The sequence below is a fragment of the Gordonia sp. ABKF26 genome (genome assembly GCF_041103195.1).
Lineage (GTDB): Bacteria > Actinomycetota > Actinomycetes > Mycobacteriales > Mycobacteriaceae > Gordonia > Gordonia terrae.
Genome location: NZ_JBGCVZ010000003.1, coordinates 2,573,211 through 2,593,890 on the forward strand (window position 1 = coordinate 2,573,211; position 20,680 = coordinate 2,593,890).

Annotated in this window: 19 protein-coding genes and 1 riboswitch; of the genes, 8 read left to right on the forward strand and 11 right to left on the reverse strand. The window is 69.2% G+C overall.

Annotated features, from left to right (window positions below; translation table 11 throughout):
- Positions 1-209: 209 nt before the first annotated feature.
- On the forward strand, positions 210-1,268 hold the full coding sequence (locus tag AB4Z55_RS12060; protein ID WP_369519784.1) for a zinc-dependent alcohol dehydrogenase family protein: 1,059 nt from the start codon (positions 210-212) through the stop codon (positions 1,266-1,268).
- 46 nt (positions 1,269-1,314) lie between these two features.
- Here AB4Z55_RS12060 and AB4Z55_RS12065 read toward each other — a convergent pair whose 3' ends face one another.
- Positions 1,315-1,572 carry a hypothetical protein gene (locus AB4Z55_RS12065; protein ID WP_004022936.1) on the reverse strand — a complete coding sequence of 86 codons (258 nt, stop codon included), beginning with the start codon at positions 1,570-1,572 and terminating at the stop codon, positions 1,315-1,317.
- Between the two features lie 137 nt (positions 1,573-1,709).
- On the reverse strand, positions 1,710-3,143 hold the full coding sequence (gene glnA, locus AB4Z55_RS12070) for a type I glutamate--ammonia ligase (protein WP_004022935.1): 1,434 nt from the start codon (positions 3,141-3,143) through the stop codon (positions 1,710-1,712).
- A 322-nt stretch (positions 3,144-3,465) separates the two neighbouring features.
- Here glnA and AB4Z55_RS12075 point away from each other — a divergent pair, with 322 nt between their 5' ends.
- Positions 3,466-3,969 (forward strand): RDD family protein, encoded by a 504-nt coding sequence (locus AB4Z55_RS12075; RefSeq protein WP_369519785.1) that lies wholly within the window; start codon positions 3,466-3,468, stop codon positions 3,967-3,969.
- A 172-nt stretch (positions 3,970-4,141) separates the two neighbouring features.
- Here the strand turns inward: AB4Z55_RS12075 and AB4Z55_RS12080 are convergent, their stop codons facing one another.
- The 6 genes from AB4Z55_RS12080 to AB4Z55_RS12105 form a co-directional block, all read right to left on the reverse strand.
- The gene (locus tag AB4Z55_RS12080; protein WP_369519786.1) at positions 4,142-4,882 is read right to left on the reverse strand and encodes a DUF4191 domain-containing protein; all 741 of its coding nucleotides are present in this window, start codon (positions 4,880-4,882) and stop codon (positions 4,142-4,144) included.
- A 64-nt stretch (positions 4,883-4,946) separates the two neighbouring features.
- Positions 4,947-6,035 (reverse strand): lipoyl synthase, encoded by a 1,089-nt coding sequence (gene lipA / locus AB4Z55_RS12085; protein WP_369519787.1) that lies wholly within the window; start codon positions 6,033-6,035, stop codon positions 4,947-4,949.
- The gene (gene lipB / locus AB4Z55_RS12090) at positions 6,032-6,769 is read right to left on the reverse strand and encodes a lipoyl(octanoyl) transferase LipB (RefSeq protein WP_369519788.1); all 738 of its coding nucleotides are present in this window, start codon (positions 6,767-6,769) and stop codon (positions 6,032-6,034) included. The genes lipA and lipB overlap by 4 nt, the downstream gene beginning before the upstream one ends.
- Positions 6,762-7,661, reverse strand: a complete 900-nt coding sequence (locus AB4Z55_RS12095; protein ID WP_369519789.1) for a TIGR01777 family oxidoreductase — start codon at positions 7,659-7,661, stop codon at positions 6,762-6,764. Before AB4Z55_RS12095 ends, lipB begins: the two co-directional genes overlap by 8 nt.
- 36 nt (positions 7,662-7,697) lie before the next feature.
- Positions 7,698-9,473, reverse strand: a complete 1,776-nt coding sequence (gene sucB, locus AB4Z55_RS12100; protein WP_369519790.1) for a 2-oxoglutarate dehydrogenase, E2 component, dihydrolipoamide succinyltransferase — start codon at positions 9,471-9,473, stop codon at positions 7,698-7,700.
- A gap of 241 nt (positions 9,474-9,714) precedes the next feature.
- Positions 9,715-11,259 carry a leucyl aminopeptidase gene (locus AB4Z55_RS12105; protein WP_369519791.1) on the reverse strand — a complete coding sequence of 515 codons (1,545 nt, stop codon included), beginning with the start codon at positions 11,257-11,259 and terminating at the stop codon, positions 9,715-9,717.
- A 113-nt stretch (positions 11,260-11,372) separates the two neighbouring features.
- Between AB4Z55_RS12105 and gcvT the strand changes: the two genes are divergently transcribed.
- Both gcvT and AB4Z55_RS12115 read left to right on the forward strand, forming a co-directional pair.
- On the forward strand, positions 11,373-12,491 hold the full coding sequence (gcvT, locus tag AB4Z55_RS12110) for a glycine cleavage system aminomethyltransferase GcvT (RefSeq protein ID WP_101819566.1): 1,119 nt from the start codon (positions 11,373-11,375) through the stop codon (positions 12,489-12,491).
- 91 nt (positions 12,492-12,582) lie between these two features.
- On the forward strand, positions 12,583-13,689 hold the full coding sequence (locus AB4Z55_RS12115; protein WP_004022926.1) for a branched-chain amino acid aminotransferase: 1,107 nt from the start codon (positions 12,583-12,585) through the stop codon (positions 13,687-13,689).
- A 12-nt stretch (positions 13,690-13,701) separates the two neighbouring features.
- Here AB4Z55_RS12115 and AB4Z55_RS12120 read toward each other — a convergent pair whose 3' ends face one another.
- The 3 genes from AB4Z55_RS12120 to AB4Z55_RS12130 are packed head-to-tail and all read right to left on the reverse strand — an operon-like array spanning position 13,702 to position 17,093.
- On the reverse strand, positions 13,702-14,499 hold the full coding sequence (locus AB4Z55_RS12120; RefSeq protein WP_369519792.1) for an adenosylcobinamide-GDP ribazoletransferase: 798 nt from the start codon (positions 14,497-14,499) through the stop codon (positions 13,702-13,704).
- Positions 14,500-14,516: 17 nt separating this feature from the next.
- A complete protein-coding gene (gene cobT, locus AB4Z55_RS12125) occupies positions 14,517-16,400 on the reverse strand; it encodes a nicotinate-nucleotide--dimethylbenzimidazole phosphoribosyltransferase (RefSeq protein WP_239401093.1) in 1,884 nt (627 codons plus the stop codon).
- 3 nt (positions 16,401-16,403) lie between these two features.
- On the reverse strand, positions 16,404-17,093 hold the full coding sequence (locus AB4Z55_RS12130) for a DUF3043 domain-containing protein (RefSeq protein WP_004022923.1): 690 nt from the start codon (positions 17,091-17,093) through the stop codon (positions 16,404-16,406).
- A 217-nt stretch (positions 17,094-17,310) separates the two neighbouring features.
- On the opposite strand from AB4Z55_RS12130, the gene AB4Z55_RS12135 reads away from it, so the two are divergent.
- From AB4Z55_RS12135 to AB4Z55_RS12150, 4 genes are all read left to right on the forward strand, one after another.
- Positions 17,311-18,387, forward strand: coding sequence for a glycerate kinase (locus AB4Z55_RS12135; protein WP_369521006.1), 1,077 nt, complete (start codon positions 17,311-17,313; stop codon positions 18,385-18,387).
- 219 nt (positions 18,388-18,606) lie between these two features.
- Entirely contained in the window at positions 18,607-18,966 is a 360-nt protein-coding gene (locus tag AB4Z55_RS12140) for an iron-sulfur cluster assembly accessory protein (RefSeq protein WP_004022921.1), read from the forward strand.
- Between the two features lie 204 nt (positions 18,967-19,170).
- A complete protein-coding gene (locus tag AB4Z55_RS12145; protein ID WP_369519793.1) occupies positions 19,171-20,148 on the forward strand; it encodes a carbohydrate kinase family protein in 978 nt (325 codons plus the stop codon).
- Positions 20,149-20,215: 67 nt separating this feature from the next.
- Positions 20,216-20,282, forward strand: a riboswitch (guanidine-III (ykkC-III) riboswitch).
- 10 nt (positions 20,283-20,292) lie between these two features.
- Positions 20,293-20,607, forward strand: a complete 315-nt coding sequence (locus tag AB4Z55_RS12150; RefSeq protein WP_004022919.1) for a multidrug efflux SMR transporter — start codon at positions 20,293-20,295, stop codon at positions 20,605-20,607.
- The last annotated feature ends 73 nt before the right edge of the window (positions 20,608-20,680 follow it).

Consider the following 20,680-nt stretch of genomic DNA (forward strand, 5'->3'; position numbering starts at 1 on the left):
GTGAGTCGGCAGGGTAACAAGTCCCGAAAGTGGTACGGATCACAGACCGCCCCGGCCTCCTGGTCCACGAATTGCGGGATCGGGCGGTGGCCGGGTGACGAGGTGGACGGTCTCTCGACAAGGGAGCCGGGGCGTCTCAATCTGAGACGAACCGCTCACCGGTCCGTGCTTACGCTGCGGGCGAGACCCGCAGACGTGAGGAGTCGTCGATGAAAGCTCTCGTGTATCACGGTCCCGGCCGGAAAGCCTGGGAGGACGTTCCGAATCCTGTTCTGCAGGAACCGACGGATGCGATCGTCCGGATGGAGGTGACCACCATCTGCGGGACGGATCTGCACATACTCAAGGGCGACGTACCGGCGGTCACGCCGGGTCGGATTCTCGGTCACGAAGGCGTCGGCGTGGTCACCGAGGTCGGTCCGGGCTGCGAGCGGGTTCGGGTCGGGGATCGCGTGATCGTGTCGTGCGTGAGCAAGTGCGGTACGTGCGAGTTCTGCCGAGCGGGTCTGACGTCGCATTGCCAGACGGTGGGTGGCATCGGCTGGATCTTCGGCCACCTCATCGACGGGACGCAGGCCGAATTCGTCCGGGTTCCGTTCGCCGACAACGGACTCATCCCGCTTCCGGAGAAGGTGACGCCGGAGCAGGGGACGATGCTCAGTGACATCCTGCCGACGGGTTACGAGATCGGGGTGCTCTACGGCGCGGTCGCGGAGGGCGACGTCGTCGCCATCGTCGGGGTGGGGCCGGTGGGTCTGGCCGCCGTGATGACGGCCTCGGCCGCCGGTGCCTCCAAGGTGATCGCCGTGGACGGCAACAAGTTCCGGCTCGAGCAGTCCCGGGAGTTCGGCGCGACCGACACCATCGACGTGAATGCCGGCGGCGACGTCGTCGCCCAGCTCCGAGAACTCAGCCGGGGCGGACTCGGTGTGGACGTCGCGATCGAAGCTGTCGGAGTACCCGCGACGTTCGGCGTCGCGCTCGACTCGGTGCGTCCCGGCGGTCACGTCGCCAACGTGGGCGTGCACGGCGAGAGCGTGACGTTCCCGATCGAGCGGGACTGGATCAACAACCTCACGATCACCACGGGCCTGGTCAATGCCACCACGGCGCCCGAACTCCTGGAGAGCATCGAACGCGGCGACATCGCCCCGGAGAAGTTCATCACCCACCGGTTCACGTTCGATCAATTCGACGAAGCGTACGACACGTTCGGCAACGCTGCCGACGAGCACGCGCTCAAGGTGATCATCGCCGCCGGCGACTGAGGGACGCCCCCTCACGGCGACGTACGCCCCGATCTGCGTGGCGTCGCTACTCTCTGGCCTCGGCGATGGACAGCACGACCGTGGTGCGCTCGTCGGAGTCCAGCGTCTCGTCGTCGGCCGTGTGGTCGACCAGCGAGAAGTGCCGGACGTTGGCGAGGTTCACGATGTGCGCGGACCCCTCCAGTTCGAGGGCGATCGGTTCGCGTTGCCGGACCATGTCGCGGACGAACTGCATCACCTCCGGGACGGACTCCGCGAACAGCAGCCGGATCTCGAACTCGTCGGACGTCAGGAGTGTGCCCATGCGGCTCATCGTCGCACGATGGGACGGGCGGGTAGGGCGCCTCGCGCGGATTGCCGTGCTGGTAGCCCGGCAACGAAACGGCCCGCTCGGCGATCGGAGAACGATCGCGGAGCGGGCCGAGTCGGCTGGAGCGTGGCTCAGCAGTCGTAGTACAGCGAGAACTCGTACGGGTGCGGACGGATCTGCACCGGCTCGATCTCGTTCTCGCGCTTGAGCGCGATCCAGGTCTCGATGAGGTCCTCGGTGAACACGCCACCGGCGGTGAGGTATTCGTGATCCTCTTCGAGGCGGTCGATGACCGCGGCCAGCGAGGTCGGAGCCTGCGGGATGCTCTTCGCCTCCTCCGGCGGGAGCTCGTAGAGGTCCTTGTCGACGGGCTCGTGCGGCTCGATCTTGTTCTTGATGCCGTCCAGGCCGGCCATCATCATCGCGGCGAACGCCAGGTACGGGTTGCCCGAGCTGTCCGGGCAACGGAACTCGAGGCGCTTGGCCTTCGGGTTGTTGCCGGTGATCGGGATACGCACGCAGGCCGACCGGTTGCGCTGGCTGTAGACCAGGTTGATCGGGGCCTCGTAGCCCGGCACCAGACGCTTGTAGGAGTTGACCGTCGGGTTGGTGAAGGCCAGCAGCGACGGCGCGTGGTGCAGGATGCCGCCGATGTAGTAGCGCGCCAGGTCCGACAGGCCCGCGTAGCCGGCCTCGTCGTGGAACAGCGGCTTGCCATCCTTCCACAGGGACTGGTGGGCGTGCATGCCCGAGCCGTTGTCACCGAAGAGCGGCTTCGGCATGAAGGTGACCGACTTGCCGTTCTGCCACGCGGTGTTCTTGATGATGTACTTGAACAGCTGCACGTCATCGGCTGCGTGGAGCAGCGTGTTGAACTTGTAGTTGATCTCGGCCTGGCCCGCGGTGCCGACCTCGTGGTGGCCGCGCTCGAGCTCGAAGCCCGAGTTGGTCAGGTTCGTCGACATCTCGTCGCGCAGGTCGACGTAGTGGTCGTACGGTGCGACGGGGAAGTAGCCACCCTTCGGGCGGACCTTGTAGCCGAGGTTCGGGCTGCCGTCCGGGTCGGTCGGCGAGGCGGTGTTCCACCAGCCGGACTCGGACTCGACCTCGTAGAAGGTGCCGTTCATCTCGGAGCCGAAGGACACCGAGTCGAAGATGTAGAACTCGGCCTCGGCGCCGAAGAAGCAGGTGTCGGCGACGCCGGTCGAGGCGAGGTAGTCCTCGGCCTTGCGGGCGACGTTGCGCGGGTCGCGGCTGTAGGCCTCGCGCGTGAACGGGTCGTGGACGAAGAAGCTGAGGTTCATCGTCTTGGCCTTGCGGAACGGATCGATCCGCGCGGTGGCCGGGTCGGGCAGCAGCATCATGTCCGACTCGTTGATCGACTGGAAGCCACGCACCGACGAGCCGTCGAATGCCAGACCCTCCTCGAAGACGTCCTCGTCGAAGGCTGACGCGGGGATCGAGAAGTGCTGCATGACACCGGGCAGGTCGCAGAATCGGATGTCGACGTACTCGACACCTTCCTTCTTGATGCCCTCGAGTAGTTCTTCTTTACTGCTGTACACCGTGCGGTGACTCCTTCGTGATCGGTGGTCCGTGTATGGGGACACGCCACATCCGCCACTGAGAAACAGCAGCGGATCTCAGCGGCAACCGTATGGAGGCGAAGTTGCCCATGCGCTAAGTCCGTGTTTCCCCCGTGTTACACGCGCAGTGGTGTTCGCTACACAGCGTGTTCGGGGCGCGACGCACTCGGCGCACCCCAACCCTAGCGGCAGGCCCGAATGGCCGGGACGGGTCGCGACAACCAGCGACTACGATGGTTCGTAGTGCGGCGACGACGCGGACCGAGGTGGTCGCGCGGTCGCGTGAGAGGAGTCATCACCGATGGGACGAGTCACGGGTTCCTGGCTGTCGGGACCGCAGATCGGTCCCGCGTCCGGCGTGGAGAACGAGTACCGAGGGCAGGATCTGGGCCTCCCGGAGAACGGGCCCGGGTCGCTGGCGACCGGCTGGCCGCGCGTCGCGGGTCTGCTCGTCGACTGGCTGATAGCCGCCGGACTCGCGCTGCTGTTCGTCGGGTTCTACTCGCCACACCTCGCCACCACACAGCTCGGCGTGTGGTTCGTGATGGGCATCTTCGCGGTGACTCTGTTCGGGTTCACCCCGGGCCAACTCATCATCGGGATGCGGGTCGCGCGAGTGGATTTCGGTTCCGAGCGCAACACCGCCGAGGCGACCGGCGAGCAGAGCCCGGCGGCGGTCGGGATCGTCCGCGCCTTCTTCCGTCAGCTGCTGATGATCTTCCTGGTGCCGGCGCTGATCAACGACTACAACGGGCGCGCCCTGCACGACCGCGCCACCGGAACCGCTCTCGTCCGGACCCGCTGACGGCGGCCGATCCGCACGAGCCACTCATCGACAAAACCCACCACCGAATCGAATCGGTGGTGGGTTTTGTCGTAGGTCGTTGCCCGTCGAACTCACCCCTGTGCACAGTCGACGAGATCGGGTGCACGGTCGACGAGATCGGGTGCACAGTCGACGGGGTGGGGCGGAAGCGTCAGCCGCGGCGGCGCGCCGTCCGTTGCATGCTGCGCATCTTGGCGTTCGCGGGGAGCGGCCCCTTCGGCATGCCGGGGCCGGGAGCCTTGCTGCCGAGGGCGGACAGCCGACCCTCGAGGGTCTCCATCCGCTTGCGGTCGATGTTGCTGGGCAGCTTGTTGAGATGCCGTTCGAGCTTCGACAGCGGGATCTGACCGTCGTCGTTGCCCACCATGATCTCGTAGATCGGGGTGTCGCCGACGACGCGCGCGACCTTCTTCTTCTCCTGGCCGAGCAGCGACTTGATGCGCGTGGGCGAGCCCTCGCCGACGAGGATCACACCCGGCTTGCCGATGACGCGGTGCACGGCGTCGAGCTGAGACGTCCCGGCGACGGCCTGCTTGACCCGCCACTGCCCGCGCATGTTGCCCAGGGCCCACCCCGCGGCGCCCGGCTGTCCCTCGGCCTTGGTGTAGACGTTCTTCTGGACCCGGCGGCCGAACAGGATGAACGCACCCAGGATGCCCAGCACCACGCCGAGCGGGATCAGCAGCCACGGCGAGCCGAGCGCGAACCCGAGCGCGGTGAAGACAGCGATCGACAGGACGATCACGCCCACCATGTAGGGGATGAGTCGTTTGTCTTCCTTGCGCTGCATCTGGAAGGCCTGCCACAGCTGTTGGCGCCGTTCCTTCGATGCCGCCTTACGGGCCTTCTTCTTCTCGGCCTTGACCTCTTTGCTCACCTGCGCCTTTGCCATGAGCCCAGTTTACGTCCGCGCGTCCGGCGACCGCCGCAAAGGTCACCGGATGCGCGGAGAGGGGTCAGCGGGCGAGGCGGGCCATCAGGCTGGAGGCCTCCTGGCTGGCCGATCCCTCGGCTGCCAGGTGGGCCAGTGCCGGCGAGATCTCGCGGCCGTGATGGGCCATCGCCTGCGCGTACAGACGCCCGGCCCGGTACGACGAACGCACCAGCGGACCCGCCATGACGCCGGCGAAACCCACTTCCTGCGCGAACTCCGAGTGGTCGACGAACTCCTCGGGCTTGACCCAGCGCTCGACCGGATGATGCCGCGGCGAGGGCCGCAGGTACTGCGTGATGGTCAGGATGTCGCAGCCCGCCTCGTGCAGATCCACGATCGCCGACTGCACCTCCTGCGGGGTCTCGCCCATCCCAAGGATGAGGTTGGATTTCGTCACCAGCCCGAAATCGCGTGCAGCGGTGATGACTTCGAGGGACCGCTCGTAGCGGAACGCCGGGCGGATGCGCTTGAAGATGCGCGGCACGGTCTCGAGGTTGTGCGCGAGGACCTCGGGGCGGGCGTCGAAGACCTCGGCCAGCAGGTCGGGCTTGGCGTGGAAGTCCGGGATCAGGTTCTCCACACCGGTGCCGGGGTTGAGGCGGTGGATCGCGCGGACGGTCTCGGCGTAGAGCCAGGCACCCTCGTCGGGCAGGTCGTCGCGCGCGACACCGGTGATGGTCGAGTAACGCAGGCCCATCGCCTGCACGCTCTCGGCGACGCGGCGGGGTTCGTCGCGGTCGAGGGCCGACGGCTTGCCGGTGTCGATCTGGCAGAAGTCGCAGCGGCGGGTGCACTGTTCGCCGCCGATGAGGAAGGTCGCCTCGCGGTCTTCCCAGCACTCGTAGATGTTGGGGCAGCCGGCTTCTTCGCAGACGGTGTGCAGGCCTTCACGCTTGACCAGGCCCTTGAGTTCGGTGAACTCCGGGCCCATCGTCGCGCGGGTCCGGATCCACTCCGGCTTGCGTTCGATGGGGGTCTGGGCGTTGCGCACCTCGAGGCGGAGCAGTTTGCGGCCTTCGGGGGCGGGGCTGGCGGTCGAGGGTGCGGATGCCGATGCCGAGGGTGTGGCGTCGGGGGCACCGGGTCCGGGGGTGAGGGGGGACGCGGTCACTGAATCGATCCTACGCTTGCAGAAGTGGGTGTTTCGGACTGTGTGGTGGCGGGCACCGGGGTGGCGGTGGGGTCGAAGTCGGGGGCGTCGAGCGCGGAGCACACCGCGTCGACGGTGTCGTCGAGCATCGAGTCCACCGAGAGTGGGCGGTTCAGTTCGCGGGCGAGGGAGGTCACCCCGGCGTCGGCGATTCCGCAGGGGACGATCGCCTCGAACGCCGACATGTCGGGGTCCACGTTGAGCGCGAAGCCGTGCAACGCCACCCCGCGTGCGACGCGGATACCGATCTGTCCGAGTTTGCGTTCCCCGGCGTCGTCGGTGATCCACACGCCCGATCGGCCGTCGACCCGGCCGGTGGCCACGCCGAGCCCGGCGCAGACCGTGATCAGCGCCGCCTCCAGGCGACGCACGTACTCGACGACGTCCAGCGGCTCGGCGAGCTTCACGATCGGGTAGCCGACGAGCTGCCCCGGGCCGTGCCAGGTGATCCGACCGCCGCGGTCGACATCAACCACCGGCGCGCCGTTCGTGGGCCGGTCGGAGTCCTCGGTGCGTTTGCCCGCGGTGTAGACGGAGGGGTGTTCCAGCAACAGCAGTACGTCGTGGTCGAGGATGCCGTCCGCGCGGTCGGTGGCCAGCCCGTGCTGCATGTCGTAGGCCGACTGATAGTCGAGGACGCCGAGCCGGCGGATCTCGACCGGATCGGTACTCGCGCGGATCGGTCGATCAGTCATGGCGTCGGGAACCGGTGGCGTAGGCCAGGGCCTCGTCGACACCGGGATGGGTGAAGGTGAATCCGTGATCGGTCAGCACCTCAGGTGCAACGCGTTGACTGAACAGAATCATTTCCTCGGCCATCTCGCCGCCGACCCGGCGTGCCGCGAAAGCGGGGACCTGCAGCACGGTCGGACGGTGTACGGCACGGCCCAGAGCCGACGCGAACTCGCCGAACGGAACGGCGCCCGGTGCGCTCAGGTTCACCGGTCCCGACACGTCGGAGGCGAGGAGGAACTCGATGGCCCGCACCTCGTCGATGAGGCTGATCCAGGAGAAGTACTGCTTCCCGTCGCCGATGGGCCCGCCGAGCCCCAGCTTGAACAGCGGACGGAGCTTCCCGAGCAGACCACCCTGCGCACTCAGGACGGGCGCGGTGCGCAGCAGGACGAGACGGGTGCCGTCTCCCGCGTTGGCGGTTGCCGCGCGTTCCCAGTCCACGACCAGGTCGGCGAGAAAACCCTCGCCCGGATCGTCGGACTCCGTCGCCGGCCGTGAACCGGTGTCGCCGTAGTAGCCCGTCGCGCTCGCACTGACGAAGGTCGGGATACCGAGATCCCGGACCGCCTCGGCGAGGATCTCGGTAGGGGTGATCCGCGAGTCCCGCAATTCCTGTTTGAACCGGCCGGTCCACCGGCCGTTGCCGACGCCGACACCACCGAGTGACACCACCGCCTCGACGCCGTCGAGGCTCTCGGGCGGGACGCCGATGGTCTCGGGATCCCAACTGAACTCGTCATCGGCGCGTGCCTCGCGGCGGACCAGACGTGTGACCGTGTGGCCCGCCGCGCGCAGCGAGTTGACCAGGGCGTTGCCGATCAGCCCCTGTGACCCTGCGACGGCGATCCGCATCGCGTGTCCTCGGTGTGCCGTCTCCGGGAATCCGGGCTAGAGGCCCAGGTCCGCGGCGAAGGCAGCCTCTTCGAGACGCTTCTTCACCGTGGTGAGGAAGCGGCCGGCGTCGGCGCCGTCGATGAGACGGTGATCGTAGGTCAGCGGCAGGTAGGACATCGAGCGCACCGCGATCGATTCCGAGCCGTCCTCGCCGGTGATGACGACCGGACGCTTGACGATGGCACCGGTACCGAGCATCGCCGCCTGCGGCGGGACCAGGATCGGGGTGTCGAACAGGGCGCCCTGGCTGCCGATGTTGGTGATGGTGAAGGTGCCGCCGGCGAGCTCGTCGGGCTTCAGGCCGTTGGACCGAGCGCGCGACGCGATGTCGGCGATGGCCCGGGCGAGGCCGGCGATCGACAGGTCGTCCGCGTTGTGGATGACCGGCGACAGCAGACCCTGCGGGGTGTCGACGGCGATCCCCAGATGCACCTTGTCGTAGTAGGTGATCTCCTTCTTGTCCTCGTCGATCGACGCGTTGACGTTCGGGTGCGCCTTCAGCGCCTCGACGACGGCCTTCGCGATGAACGGCAGGAACGTGAGGTTGACGCCCTCGGAGGCCTTGAAGCTCTCCTTGGCCGCCTTGCGCAGTCCGGCGATGCGGGTCATGTCGACCTCGAAGACCTGCGTCAGCTGGGCGCTCTGCTGCAGGGACTCGCGGGTCTTCTTCGCCGTGATCTGCCGGATGCGGTTGATCTTCTGGGTGGTGCCGCGCAGCTCGGCCAGCTCGGGACGGATCTCCGGCGATGCGGACTTCCCGGCCGATGCCGCGGGTGCCGACGGAGCAGCAGCCGCCGCGGGCTTCTGCTCGGGAGCGGGCGCCTTGGCCTCCTCGGCCGCCGCGAGCACGTCCTGCTTGCGGATCCGGCCGCCGACACCGGTGCCCTTGATCGCGTTGAGGTCGATGTTGTTCTCCGCGGCCAGTTTGCGCACCAGCGGGGTGACGTACGGCGTCGACTCGACGGTCGGCGGGTCGGACTTCTCGGGGGTCTTGGACTCGGCCTCGGGCTGCGGCTTCTGCTCCTCCTCGGGAGCGGGTGCCTGCTCGGGCTCCGACTTCTGCTCGGGTTCGGGTTCCGGCTCGGGCTCGGGCTCCGGCTCGGGCTCCTTCTTCGACGGAGTCGCCGACGCGTCACCGATGACGGCGAGCTTGCCGCCGACCTCGATCACGTCGTCCTCTTGCGCGAGGATCTCGAGGAGCGTGCCCGCGACGGGGGAGGGGATCTCGGTGTCGACCTTGTCGGTCGAGACCTCGAGCAGCGGTTCGTCGGCCGCCACCTCGTCGCCCACGGACTTCAGCCAGTTGGTGACCGTGCCCTCGGTGACCGACTCACCGAGCTCGGGCATGAGCACATCGGTGCCCTCGGCCGAGCCGGAACCGGTGTCGGCCGTGGGCTTCTCGGCGGGGGCGTCCTCCTCGGTGGAGGGCTCTTCGGCCGCCTGCTCGGGCTCGGGTTCGGGGGCGGCCTCGGTGGGCTCGTCGCCTCCGGCCGACTCCGAGCCGGAGTCGTCGAAACCGGAGTCGGCCTCGTCGGCGTCACCGATCAGGGCGAGGTCGCCGCCGACCTCGACGACGTCGTCCTCCTGCGCGATGATCTTGGTCAGCACACCCGAAGTGGGCGCCGGGATCTCGGTGTCCACCTTGTCGGTCGACACCTCGAGCAAGGGCTCGTCGGCCTCGACGGTGTCGCCCTCCTCCTTCAGCCACCGGGTGACTGTCCCCTCGGTGACACTTTCACCAAGGGCGGGCATCTGGACGGAGAAGGCCATCGTTGTGAACTCCTGAACTCGACGTGGTGGTCTGTAGGTGATGCCCAATGGTGTGTGCGCCGTGGGCACGGGGTCGGGGGCGGTACGACGACCGCGCAGATGAGTGGCGGATCAGCCGCTCATCCCCGCGGCCAACCCTACCCGCACGGTGCGCCGCCGACTCGGTTCGGCTCGTACTCGTCGGTAACGATTCTCATCGGTGCGGCACGCGGGTGTCGGCGGCTGTCGGTCGGCTGTCTTCTCAGCCGTTCGCAGCGATGTCCTCGAGCACCGCGGCGATGGTCCGGACGGGTACGCCCGTACCGCCTTTCGTGGTGTAACCCCACGGGCTGCCGGTGTTGAAGGCGGGTCCGGCGATGTCGATGTGGGCCCACTGCACATCCTCCGGTACGAACTCCTTCAGGAAGATGCCGGCGGCGAGCATCCCGCCCCAGCGGTGCGGGGTCACGTTCGCCAGGTCCGCGACGCGGGACTTCAGGTCGGCGCGGAGTTCCGCGGGCAGCGGCATGGCCCAGGCGTTCTCGCCGACATCAGCCGAGCGGGCCGCAACGCGGTCGCGGAACTCGTCGGTACCCATGACGCCGGGTGTGCGGGTGCCGAGCGCCACCATCTGCGCACCGGTCAGCGTTGCGGTGTCGATGAGGTAGTCGGGATCGTCCTCGCAGGCCCGCACGATCGCATCGGCGAGGATGAGACGGCCCTCGGCGTCGGTGTTGAGGACCTCGACCGTGCGTCCGCCGTACTGAATGAGCACGTCGCCGGGGCGCTGGGCGGTCGACGAGGGCATGTTCTCGGCCATCGGCACGGTCGCGGTGACCGTGACGTCGATGTCGAGGCGGGCGGCAAGGATGGTCGCGGCGATGACGGCGGCGGCGCCGCCCATGTCCGAGGTCATCGCGTCCATGTTCGCGGCGGGCTTGATGGAGATGCCGCCGGTGTCGAAGGTGATGCCCTTGCCGACGAGAGCGACCTTCGTGGGGGACTTCTTCGCGGTGTGGGTCAGCCGGACGAGGCGCGGCAGTCTCGAGGAACCCTTGCCGACGCCGATGATCCCGCCGTAGCCCTGCGCCTCGAGCTGCTTGTCGTCGAGGATCTCGACCTTGAGCCCGGCCTTGCTCCCGAGCGTGCGGGCGCGGGCCGCGAACTCCTCGGGATAGAGGTGACTCGGCGGGGTGTTGACGAAGTCACGGGCGATGGCGACGGAGTCGGCGATCGCGACAGCCCGCTCCAGGCCGGCCTTGGCCTCCTTGGACTTCGATTCGACGAGCAGTGTGATGCGTTGCGGCGGAGTCTTCTTCGGCTTCGAACTGGACGAGCGGAACTCGTCGAACCGGTACGCGCCGAGGAACAGCCCTTCGGCCGCGGCGAGGAGATCGATCGCGGTGAGCGTGGTGGCCACCGACTCGTGCCCGTCGAGCTCGCGCGCGACGATCCCGGCGGCCTGCCGGACCTGGTCGGCGTCGTCGAGGTTGTCGGCGTCGCCGAGACCGACCGCGACGACGACACCGACCGGCAGGGACTCCGGAGCCGCGGTCCGGGTGACCTCGCCGTGCGAGCCGGTGGCCCCGAGTGCCGTGAGGGCGGCGCTGATGGCGGCGGCCTGAGCGTCGTCGAGGATGCCGTCACCGATGGCGAGAGTCGGCTCGGCGCCGGGGCCGTCGGCATCGCCGTCGGACGACGACGCGCTGATCAGGCCGATGACCAGGGCGGAATCACCCTTGCCGATCGAGGTGGACAGTTCGAGTTCGGGGCCGCGTGCGCGGTCGACGGTGTCGTTCTTGCTCACCCGCTCAACTCTGCCACAGCGGCGCCGCGGCGGGCTGCCGCGAACGCCGATCCCGCCGGGCGTGCCGCCACGGGTGCGCCCGGCGGCGCGGGTCGCCCGATAGCGTGGACGGCATGAGTGAACTCCTCGCCGGGCCGATCGCCGACCGTCACGCCGCACTGGGGGCCACCTTCGCCGAGTTCGGCGGATGGAACATGCCGGTGTCGTACTCGGGCACGGTGGCCGAGCACGCCGCGGTGCGGGACAACGTGGGCATCTTCGACGTCAGTCACCTCGGCAAGGCGCTGGTGTCCGGGGCGGGCGCGGCGGCGTTCGTCAACTCGACGCTCACCAACGACCTCGGCAAGATCGTGCCCGGCAAGGCGCAGTACACGTTGTGCTGCAATGAGTCCGGCGGTGTCGTCGATGACCTGATCGCCTATCTCGTCGGTGACGACGAGGTCTTCCTGGTGCCCAACGCGGCGAACACCGCGGACGTCGTGGCCCGACTGCAAGCGGTTGCGCCGGAGGGCATCTCGATCATCGACCAGCATCGTGACCTGGCCGTCCTGGCGGTGCAGGGGCCGAGGTCTCCCGACATCCTGACCGGACTCGGACTCCCCGCCGACATGGAGTACATGGCCTTCGCCGACGCCGAGCTCCCGACGGCGGGCGGGACGGCTCGCGTGCGGGTCTGCCGGACCGGATACACCGGCGAACGGGGTTACGAGATCGTGCCGCGCTGGGACGACGCCGGTGCGGTGTTCGACGTCCTGCTCGAGGCGATCACCGCGGCCGGCGGGCTGCCCGCCGGCCTGGGGGCGCGGGACACCCTGCGCACCGAGATGGGCTATGCGCTGCACGGACACGAACTCGGCCCGGACATCTCGCCGGTGCAGGCGCGGTCGAGCTGGGCGGTCGGTTGGGACAAGCCGTCGTTCTTCGGGCGCGACGCCCTGCTGGCCGAGAAGGAGGCCGGGCCTGCGCGTCGCCTGTACGGGTTGCGGGCGACCGGACGCGGAGTCCCGCGGGCCGGCTGCGCGGTTCGGCAGGCAGGCGACGCAGCGGGCGGAGCGGAGATCGGGACCTGTACGTCGGGCACGTTCTCGCCCACGCTCAAACAGGGCATCGCACTCGCCCTGCTGGACACGGCGTCGGGGGTGCGCAAAGGTGACGAGGTCGTCGTCGACGTCCGCGGCCGCGACCTGACGTGTGAGGTCGTGATCCCGCCGTTCGTGCCGTCGCACGTGTGACCTGCGAGCACTCGCATGGGGCCGCACCGGGGCCCGGGGGTGACCCCACCGGGCGCGGAAATGCTTTTGGACCCGGCGGTACGATGGCGCCATGACCTTGGAGTTCAACCGTACCGAGCACCCGCATCCGGTGTCTGAGGGCCGGCGCGCGGAGATCCTGTCCGCCCCGGGATTCGGGCGCCATTTCACCGACAACATGGTGATGATCGACTACGACGCCGAGGTGGGTTGGCACAGCGCCACGGTGAAGCCGTACGGTCCGATCGCGCTGGACCCGGCGGCCACGGTTCTGCACTACGGCCAAGAGGTGTTCGAGGGGCTGAAGGCCTATCGCCAGCCCGACGGTTCGATCGCCGCGTTCCGGCCCGAGGCCAACGCGGCCCGGCTGCAGCGCAGTGCCGAACGACTCGCCATGCCGGCACTGCCGGTCGAGGATTTCATCGCCTCTCTCAAGGCACTGCTGGATGCGGACAACGAGTGGGTGCCCGCCGCCGGCGGCGAGGAGTCGCTCTATCTCCGTCCGTTCATGTTCGCCTCGCAGGCGAGTCTCGGCGTGAACGCCCCGTCCACGAAGTACATCTACTCGGTCATCGCGTCGCCGGCCGGCGCCTACTTCGCCGGCGGCATCAAGCCGGTGAGCGTGTGGCTCTCCACCGAATACGTTCGCGCAGCACCGGGCGGTACCGGATTCGCCAAGTGCGGTGGCAACTATGCCGCCGCGTTCCTCGCGCAACGGCAGGCTACCGAGCAGGGGTGCGACCAGGTCGTGTGGCTCGACGCGATCGAGCGCCGCTTCATCGAGGAGATGGGCGGCATGAACCTGTTCTTCGTGTTCGGCTCCGGTGCCGACGCCCGCCTGGTGACCCCCGAACTGTCCGGGTCGCTGCTGCCGGGGATCACCCGTTCGTCGTTGCTGACGCTGGCCACCGACGCCGGCTTCGAGGTCGAGGAACGCAAGATCACCACCGAGGAGCTGCGCAAGGGCGTGGCGTCGGGCGACATCACCGAGGTGTTCGCCTGCGGCACCGCCGCCGTCATCACCCCGGTCGGCCGGGTCAAGGGTGAGGGCGAGGACTACACCATCAACAACGGTGAGACCGGCGAGGTGACCCAGGCGTTGCGAGACACCCTCACCGGCATCCAGCGCGGGACGTTCGCCGACACCCACGGCTGGATGACCGAGCTCTACCGCCGCTGACCGGCGCCGCGGTCAGAGCAACAGGCCGACGACGGCGAGTGCGACCCCGAGTTCGATGGTCGCGCCCAGCACGTCGCCGGTCATCCCGCCCATCCGCCGCGCGCAGTGCCGGGTGAACCACCAGGCCACGGCCGCGACGCCGAGCACGACCGCGAATCCCTGGACGACGGCGGCCACCTCGAGGTGGCCGCCGTCGAATCCGTTGGCAGACAATCCGAGTGGGACGGTCGCAATGAGCGCGACAAGCAGCCAGGCGGCGATGGAGGTGTGCTGGGTGCCCGCGACGAGCGCGCCGAAGCCGTTGCGGTGGGCCGGATCCAGTGACCGCCGGGTGCCGATGACCGCGCCGAGCCGGCCGAGCGCGATGGCGAACGCGAGGTCGTACCATCGGGACTCATCGGCCAGTGCGGCGAATCCGGTCGACTGCACCGCCAGGACCAAGACCAGCGTCGCCACGCCGAACGGTCCGACGGTGCCGCTGCGCATCACCTCGGTGACACGTTCGGGCGGGCCGTAACACCCGAGTCCGTCGGCGGTGTCGGCGAGCCCGTCGAGATGCATGCCACGGGTCAGCGTGGCGAGCAGGACGACGACGAGAACACCGATCAGCAGCGTCGGGAGTCCGGTGTGCGAGAGTCCGAGGGCCGCGATCGCCGATCCGGCACCCAGCACCACGCCCACCACCGGGACCGACGCCATCACCGCCGCCCCCAGCGATCGATCCGGCGCGGCCGACGCCTCGTGACCTCCGACGGGCGCGATCGTCGTCCAACTGAACGCGGTACGGAGCGCCCGGGTCGGCGGAATCACGGCGAATCCGTTCGGCGTCAGGATGTCTCGGCGTCGGCGGCGATGGTCCCGTCTGCGGAGTCCCCATCGGGGGTGCTGTTGTCGGTCACCCCGGCCTCGTCGAAGGTGGCCATGGACACGAGCAGATCGGCGGCCGACTGCACGATCGGCAGGGCCAGGACGGCTCCGCTGCCCTCGCCGAGCCGCATCGAGAGATCGAGAACCGGAACCAGGTCGAGGTGCTCGAGGGCGATCTGATGGGCGGGTTCGACCGACCGGTGACCGGCGATCCACCAGCGCATCGCCCCCGGCGCGAGCTCGTTGGCGACCATCGCCGCGGCGGTGATCACCACGCCGTCGAGGATGACCGGCGTCCGGCGCAGGGCCGCCTGGGCGAGGAAACCGACGGTGGCGGCCAGGTCGGCCCCGCCGACGGCGGCGAGCAACGCGAGCGGGTCGTGGATCACCTTGCGCGCGCGGCGCATACCGTCGCGGATCGCGGCGGTCTTGCGCATCCACCCGGCGTCGTCGACGCCGGTTCCCCGGCCGACGATCTCGACCGGTTCGCGCCGGGTCAGCGCGCCGATGAGGACGGTGGCCGGGGTGGTGTTGCCGATACCCATCTCGCCGGCGATCAGCAGATCGGTGCCCGAGTCGACGAGGTCGTCGGCGATGGCGCGGCCGGCGGCGAGCGCCTCGCGCGCCTCGGCGAGAGTGATCGCGTCGGTGGTGCGCAGATCGTCGCTGCTGCGCCGGACCTTGTACCGCGACAGCTCCGGAGCGGTGTCGGCGTCGACGGACATGTCGACGACCTTCACCGTCGCGCCGACGCGGCCCGCCATGACGTTCACCGCCGCGCCGCCCGCGGAGATGTTGGCGACCATCTGCGCGGTCACCTCGGGCGGGAACGCCGAGACCCCACCGCGGGCGACGCCGTGGTCGCCGGCGAAGACGACGACGGTGGGGGAGGTGAGAGGTGCGGGCGGGCACTGGCCCTGGCAGGCGGCGATCCAGACGCCGATCTCCTCGACGCGGCCCAGCGACCCCGGTGGCTTGGTGAGGGTCGCCTGCCGCTTGCGGGCGTCCTGGGCGATCGCCTCGTCGGGCGGCGTGATCGGCGCGAACACCTCGGCGTCGGTGGGGTCGGGCCGAGGGCCCGTGGAGAATCCCACGCCCGCAATCGGTTCGGGCGCGGAGGAGTCGGGCGCGGAGGAGTCGGGCGCGGAGGAGTCGGGCGCGGAGGAGTCGGCCGTGGGGGTCGCGGTGGCGACCGACGTCCCCGGAGCAGGCTCGTCGTGATCGGAGGCCGGCGCCGAGGGCGGCGGGGTGTCCGACGCCGAATCCGCACTGCCGGTCGTCGTCCGGGTGATCGGCGATCCCGGCGTGGCGGGAAGGTTGAGGACCCGCCCGGCGACGACGAGGTCGACACGCTCGCACACCTGCGCCACCCGGGCGTTGAGGGTTCCGAGCAGGTCCTGGAAGACCCGTCCGGCGGGGGTGGGAGGTACGAGCGAGAGCCCGGCTTCCGGGCTGATGAGCACCACATCGGCGGTCATGGCGCCCAACGCGTCGCAGAGGTCGTCGATCGGGCCGTCGAGGTCGATCTCCGACCCCGAGGTCCAGCCGTGGACGGCGTCGATCTGCGCGGTGAGCCAGTTGCCCAGATCGTCGACGAGGGCCGGGATGTCCGGTGCGGAGCGCAGGGCGTGCCCGAGGTCGGTCGTCTCGATCGTCGTGTACCGCGCGTCGCGGCGTTCGCGGTGGATCCGCACGCGGTCCATCCAGTCGCCGTCGGAGGACGTGAGCGGGCCGGTGGCCAGGTATCGGATCTGCCGGTGCTCGCCGAGCAGGGACTCGCCGTGCGCGGACTTACCCGAGCGCACGCCTCCGAGGACAAGGGTGCGCACTGCGCGATCGGTCATCGATCAGACTTCGTCGCCCGGCGAGACCATCGGCTTGGGGGCGCGCATCTTGCGCAGCTGCATCGCGCGGGTGAACGCGTACCAGCCGAGCTTGAAGCCCCCGTCGCCGGACTCCGGGAAACGTTCGGCGACGCGGCGGTTGACCATGCGGCCGAGGATCACACCGTCGACGGCCATCAGTACGACGAACGCGACAAGGATGAGGTTCGTCAGCGCGGCGGCCTGTGGGACCAGGAACATCAGGACGATCAGCAGGATGGCGAACGGCATGAACAGCCCGGCGAAATTGCGCCGGGCGTCGACGATGTCGCGGGTGTAGCGCCGTGCGGGGCCCTTGTCGCGCGGCATCAGATAGGCCTCGTCGCCGGCCATCATCCGTTCCCGCTGCTGGAGCCGCTTCTCGCGTCGCTCGGTGGAGAGTGCCCGCTTCTCCTCCTTGGAGAGCGTGGACTTGAGCTCCTTCTTGCGGGCGCGTGCCTCGGAACGGTTCGTCGGGGGTGGCGCGACGGGACCGCGCCGCCGGTTCTCGGCCTGGCGGCGAGACGGCGTCGGGCGCCCCTTGCCCGGGGTGTACTTGCTGCCCTTGGCGGAGGGCGCGACGTCGGTGCCGGACTCGTCGTCGGCGGTGTAGGTGGAGACCGAGCTGTCGCCGGAATCCGCCTGGGTGTCGTCCTTCTTCCATGGCAGCTTCACGCCTGTAGAGCCTAGGTGATCGGTGTTGCGAGACAAACGCGCGGTCGTCGCTTTTCGGTGGTCGCCGCCTGATGACGCCCCGAGGGGCGTGCCCACCGCGGACGCGGCGTCCGGAGTCGCACTGCCGGGATCGGGTCCGCTCCCTATACTCCGTGCTCATGACCGGGAACGACGCGACGCGCGGTGCGGCACCCACGGGACCGGCGACGGGGTTCCGGTGCGCATCCTGATCGCGCCGGACTCGTTCGGCGACACCATGTCCGCGGTGGTCGCCGCGCACGCGATCGCGCGCGGGTGGACTGCCGCGCGGCCGGATGACGAACTCGTCGTGGCCCCGCAGTCCGACGGCGGACCGGGCTTCGTCGACGTCCTGGCGTCGCGATTCGGGACCGTGATCACCGAATCGGTGTCCGGCCCGCTCGGCGCGGGCGTGCGTGCCCGGTGGCTTCTCGACGAACCGTCGACCGCCTACATCGAGTGCGCGCAGGCGTGCGGTCTACATCAGCTGGGCGGTACGCCGACGCCGCGCACGGCGGTGGCGGCCGACACCCGAGGTGTCGGTGAGCTCGTCGCGGCGGCACTGGCGCGCGGGGTGGACCGGATCGTGATCGGACTCGGCGGCAGTGCGACGACCGACGGCGGTGCCGGCCTGCTGGAGGCCCTGGGCGGCGGCGATCACGCCCGGCGGCGACTTCGCGGCGTGGAGCTGATCGCGGCATCCGATGTGGAGAACCCGCTCCTGGGCCCGCTGGGCGCGGCGGCGGTGTTCGGTCCGCAGAAGGGCGCCGACCCGAACACCGTCGCCCTGCTCGCCAGGCGGCTCGACGACTTCTCGCGCGTCCTCGGTGACCTCGCAGGTCGGGACATCGCCGACGAGCCGGGTGCCGGTGCCGCAGGTGGTCTGGGTGCGGCGCTCCTCGCGCTCGGAGGCGTCCGCGTCTCCGGCGCCACCGTCGTCGCCGACGCGACCGGCCTGGCTGCCGAGGTCGCCGCGGCCGACGTCGTCGTCACCGGGGAGGGCAGGTTCGATGCGCAGACGCTCCGCGGCAAGGTCGTCTCCGCACTGCACTCCGCTGCCTCGTCGCTCGGCGCTCACGGTGCCGGAGCGGCGACGATCGTCCTCGCGGGACAGGTCGCCCTGAGCCCCGACGAGATCGCCGAGGCCGGTGTGGCGGCGGCGCACGCGATCGTCGACGTCGCGGGCTCGGTCGAGGTCGCGATGGCCGATGCGGAGAACCAGCTCGTCGCGCTCGCCGAAACGGTGGCGTCCGATCTCGATGACGCGCACCGCTGATCGCGCCGATGTGTCGAGCCGAGAACCCGGCCGGACCTCGGGGAAACGCCCGTCCGACTGGACGGGAATACCACGGGGAGGAGTACGGTTGTACGCACGGGCACAACCGGTCGACCTCCCGGCGAGCGGGGTGAATCCCGAACGGCCGTGCGGGGCGCAACCCATCACGACGGCATCGGGCCACATTGCACCGGGACCACACCACTTACAGGAGCATCCATGACCGTGCAGAACGAAACGAGCACAGCCACGAGCACCGGCGTCGTCCTCAGCGACGCTGCCGCGTCCAAGGCCAAGGCGCTGCTCGACCAAGAGGGCCGCGACGACCTCGCGCTGCGTATCGCCGTCCAGCCGGGTGGTTGCGCGGGCCTGCGGTACCAGCTCTTCTTCGACGATCGCACCCTCGACGGTGACATCACCACCGACTTCGGTGGCGTCACACTGGCTGTCGACCGGATGAGCGCGCCCTACGTGCAGGGCGCGACCATCGACTTCGTCGACACCATCGAGAAGCAGGGTTTCACCATCGACAACCCGAACGCCACCGGCAGCTGTGCCTGCGGCGACTCGTTCAACTGACACGTCGGCACACGTCAGACGCTTTCCGGCACCGGCCGCATCCCATGGGGGTGCGGCCGGTGTCGTATGTCGTGGGGTGAGTAGCGTGGACACCTGTCTGTGTCATCACCTACCCGGGTCATCACCCATTCGGGTCATCACCTGGCGGTCACCACCTGCTGGGCACTATCTGTCGGGCAACCACATGAAGGGCTGAGATCTCCAGTGGCAATCGTTGTGTGCGGCTCCATCGCAACCGATCATCTGATGAAGTTCCCGGGCAAGTTCTCCGAGCAGCTACTCGGCGACCACCTCGAACACATCTCCCTCAGCTTCCTCGTGGAGGACCTCGTCGTCCGGCGCGGTGGGGTCGGCGGCAACATCTGCTACGCGATGGGTCAGCTCGGCGGCGCCCCGGTCCTGGTCGGGGCCGTCGGGTCCGACTTCACCGAGTATCGCCAGTGGCTCGAGTCCAACGGAGTCGACTGCCGCGGTGTCCGCGTGTCGGAGTCCCATCACACCGCGCGGTTCATGTGCACGACCGACGAGACGATGGCCCAGCTGGCCACCTTCTACGCCGGTGCGATGAGCGAGAGCCGCGACATCGCCCTCGCCGAGGTGATCGCCGAGGTCGGCACGCCCGACCTCGTCCTCATCGGTGCCGACGACCCGGCCGGGATGATCCGCCACACCGAGGAGTGCCGAACAGCGGGTATCCCGTTCGCCGCGGACCCGTCGCAGCAGCTGGCCCGCCTCGACGGCGAGCAGACGCGCACCCTCATCGACGGCGCCGCCTACCTGTTCACCAACGAATACGAGTGGGGTCTCCTCCGTCAGAAGGCCGGGTTGTCCGAGGCGCAGGTCGCCGAGATGGTCGGGGTCCGGGTCACGACGCTCGGCAAGGACGGCGTGGAGATCGTCGACCGCGACGGCACCCGCATCCATGTGTCCGTCGTGCCGGAGACCGCGAAGGTCGACCCGACCGGCGTCGGCGACGGATTCCGGGCCGGGTTCCTGTCCGCGCTGTCCAAGGGACTCGGTTTCGAGCGCGCCGCGCAGGTCGGGTCGATGGTCGCGGTGCTCGTGCTCGAGACCGTCTCGACACAGGACTGGGCCTGGGACTCGGACTCGGCTCTCGCCCGGATCGAAGGCGCGTACGGCGCCGAGGCCGCCGCGGCGATCAAGGCGGCGTTCACCGGCTGAAGTCCGGTCTGCCCGGGGTGGTGACGCGTCTGACGTTGCCACCCCCGCCCCGGCGTGAGACGTTGGAACGGAGTCCCGATCGAGGACTCCCGGACGAGGGGTGCTGTACCCGGTGTGCGACAAGACGGCCCGTGGGAGGTCGTCATGTCATGGCTCGTTCTCGTCGTGTCGGGTGTGTTCGAAGCGGTGTGGGCCACCGCGTTGGGTCGGTCGGAGGGCTTCACGAAACCGGGGCCGACGGGCTTGTTCCTCGTCGCGCTCGCCATCAGCATGGCCGGACTGGCCTATGCGATGCGCGACTTGCCCGTGGGCACCGCCTACGCCGTGTGGGTGGGCATCGGGGCTTCACTCACCGTGGTCTACGCCATGCTCACCGGTGGGCAGCCGGTGTCGGTGTTGCGGGTGTTCTTCCTGCTGATGATCGTCGGCGGGGTCATCGGTCTGAAGCTCGCGAACTGAGTGCACGACCGTCGAAGCCGCCCCGGAAATGGGCCCTGCGTGGCGAAGTCGGTGACGTATCGTGGTCGGCTGC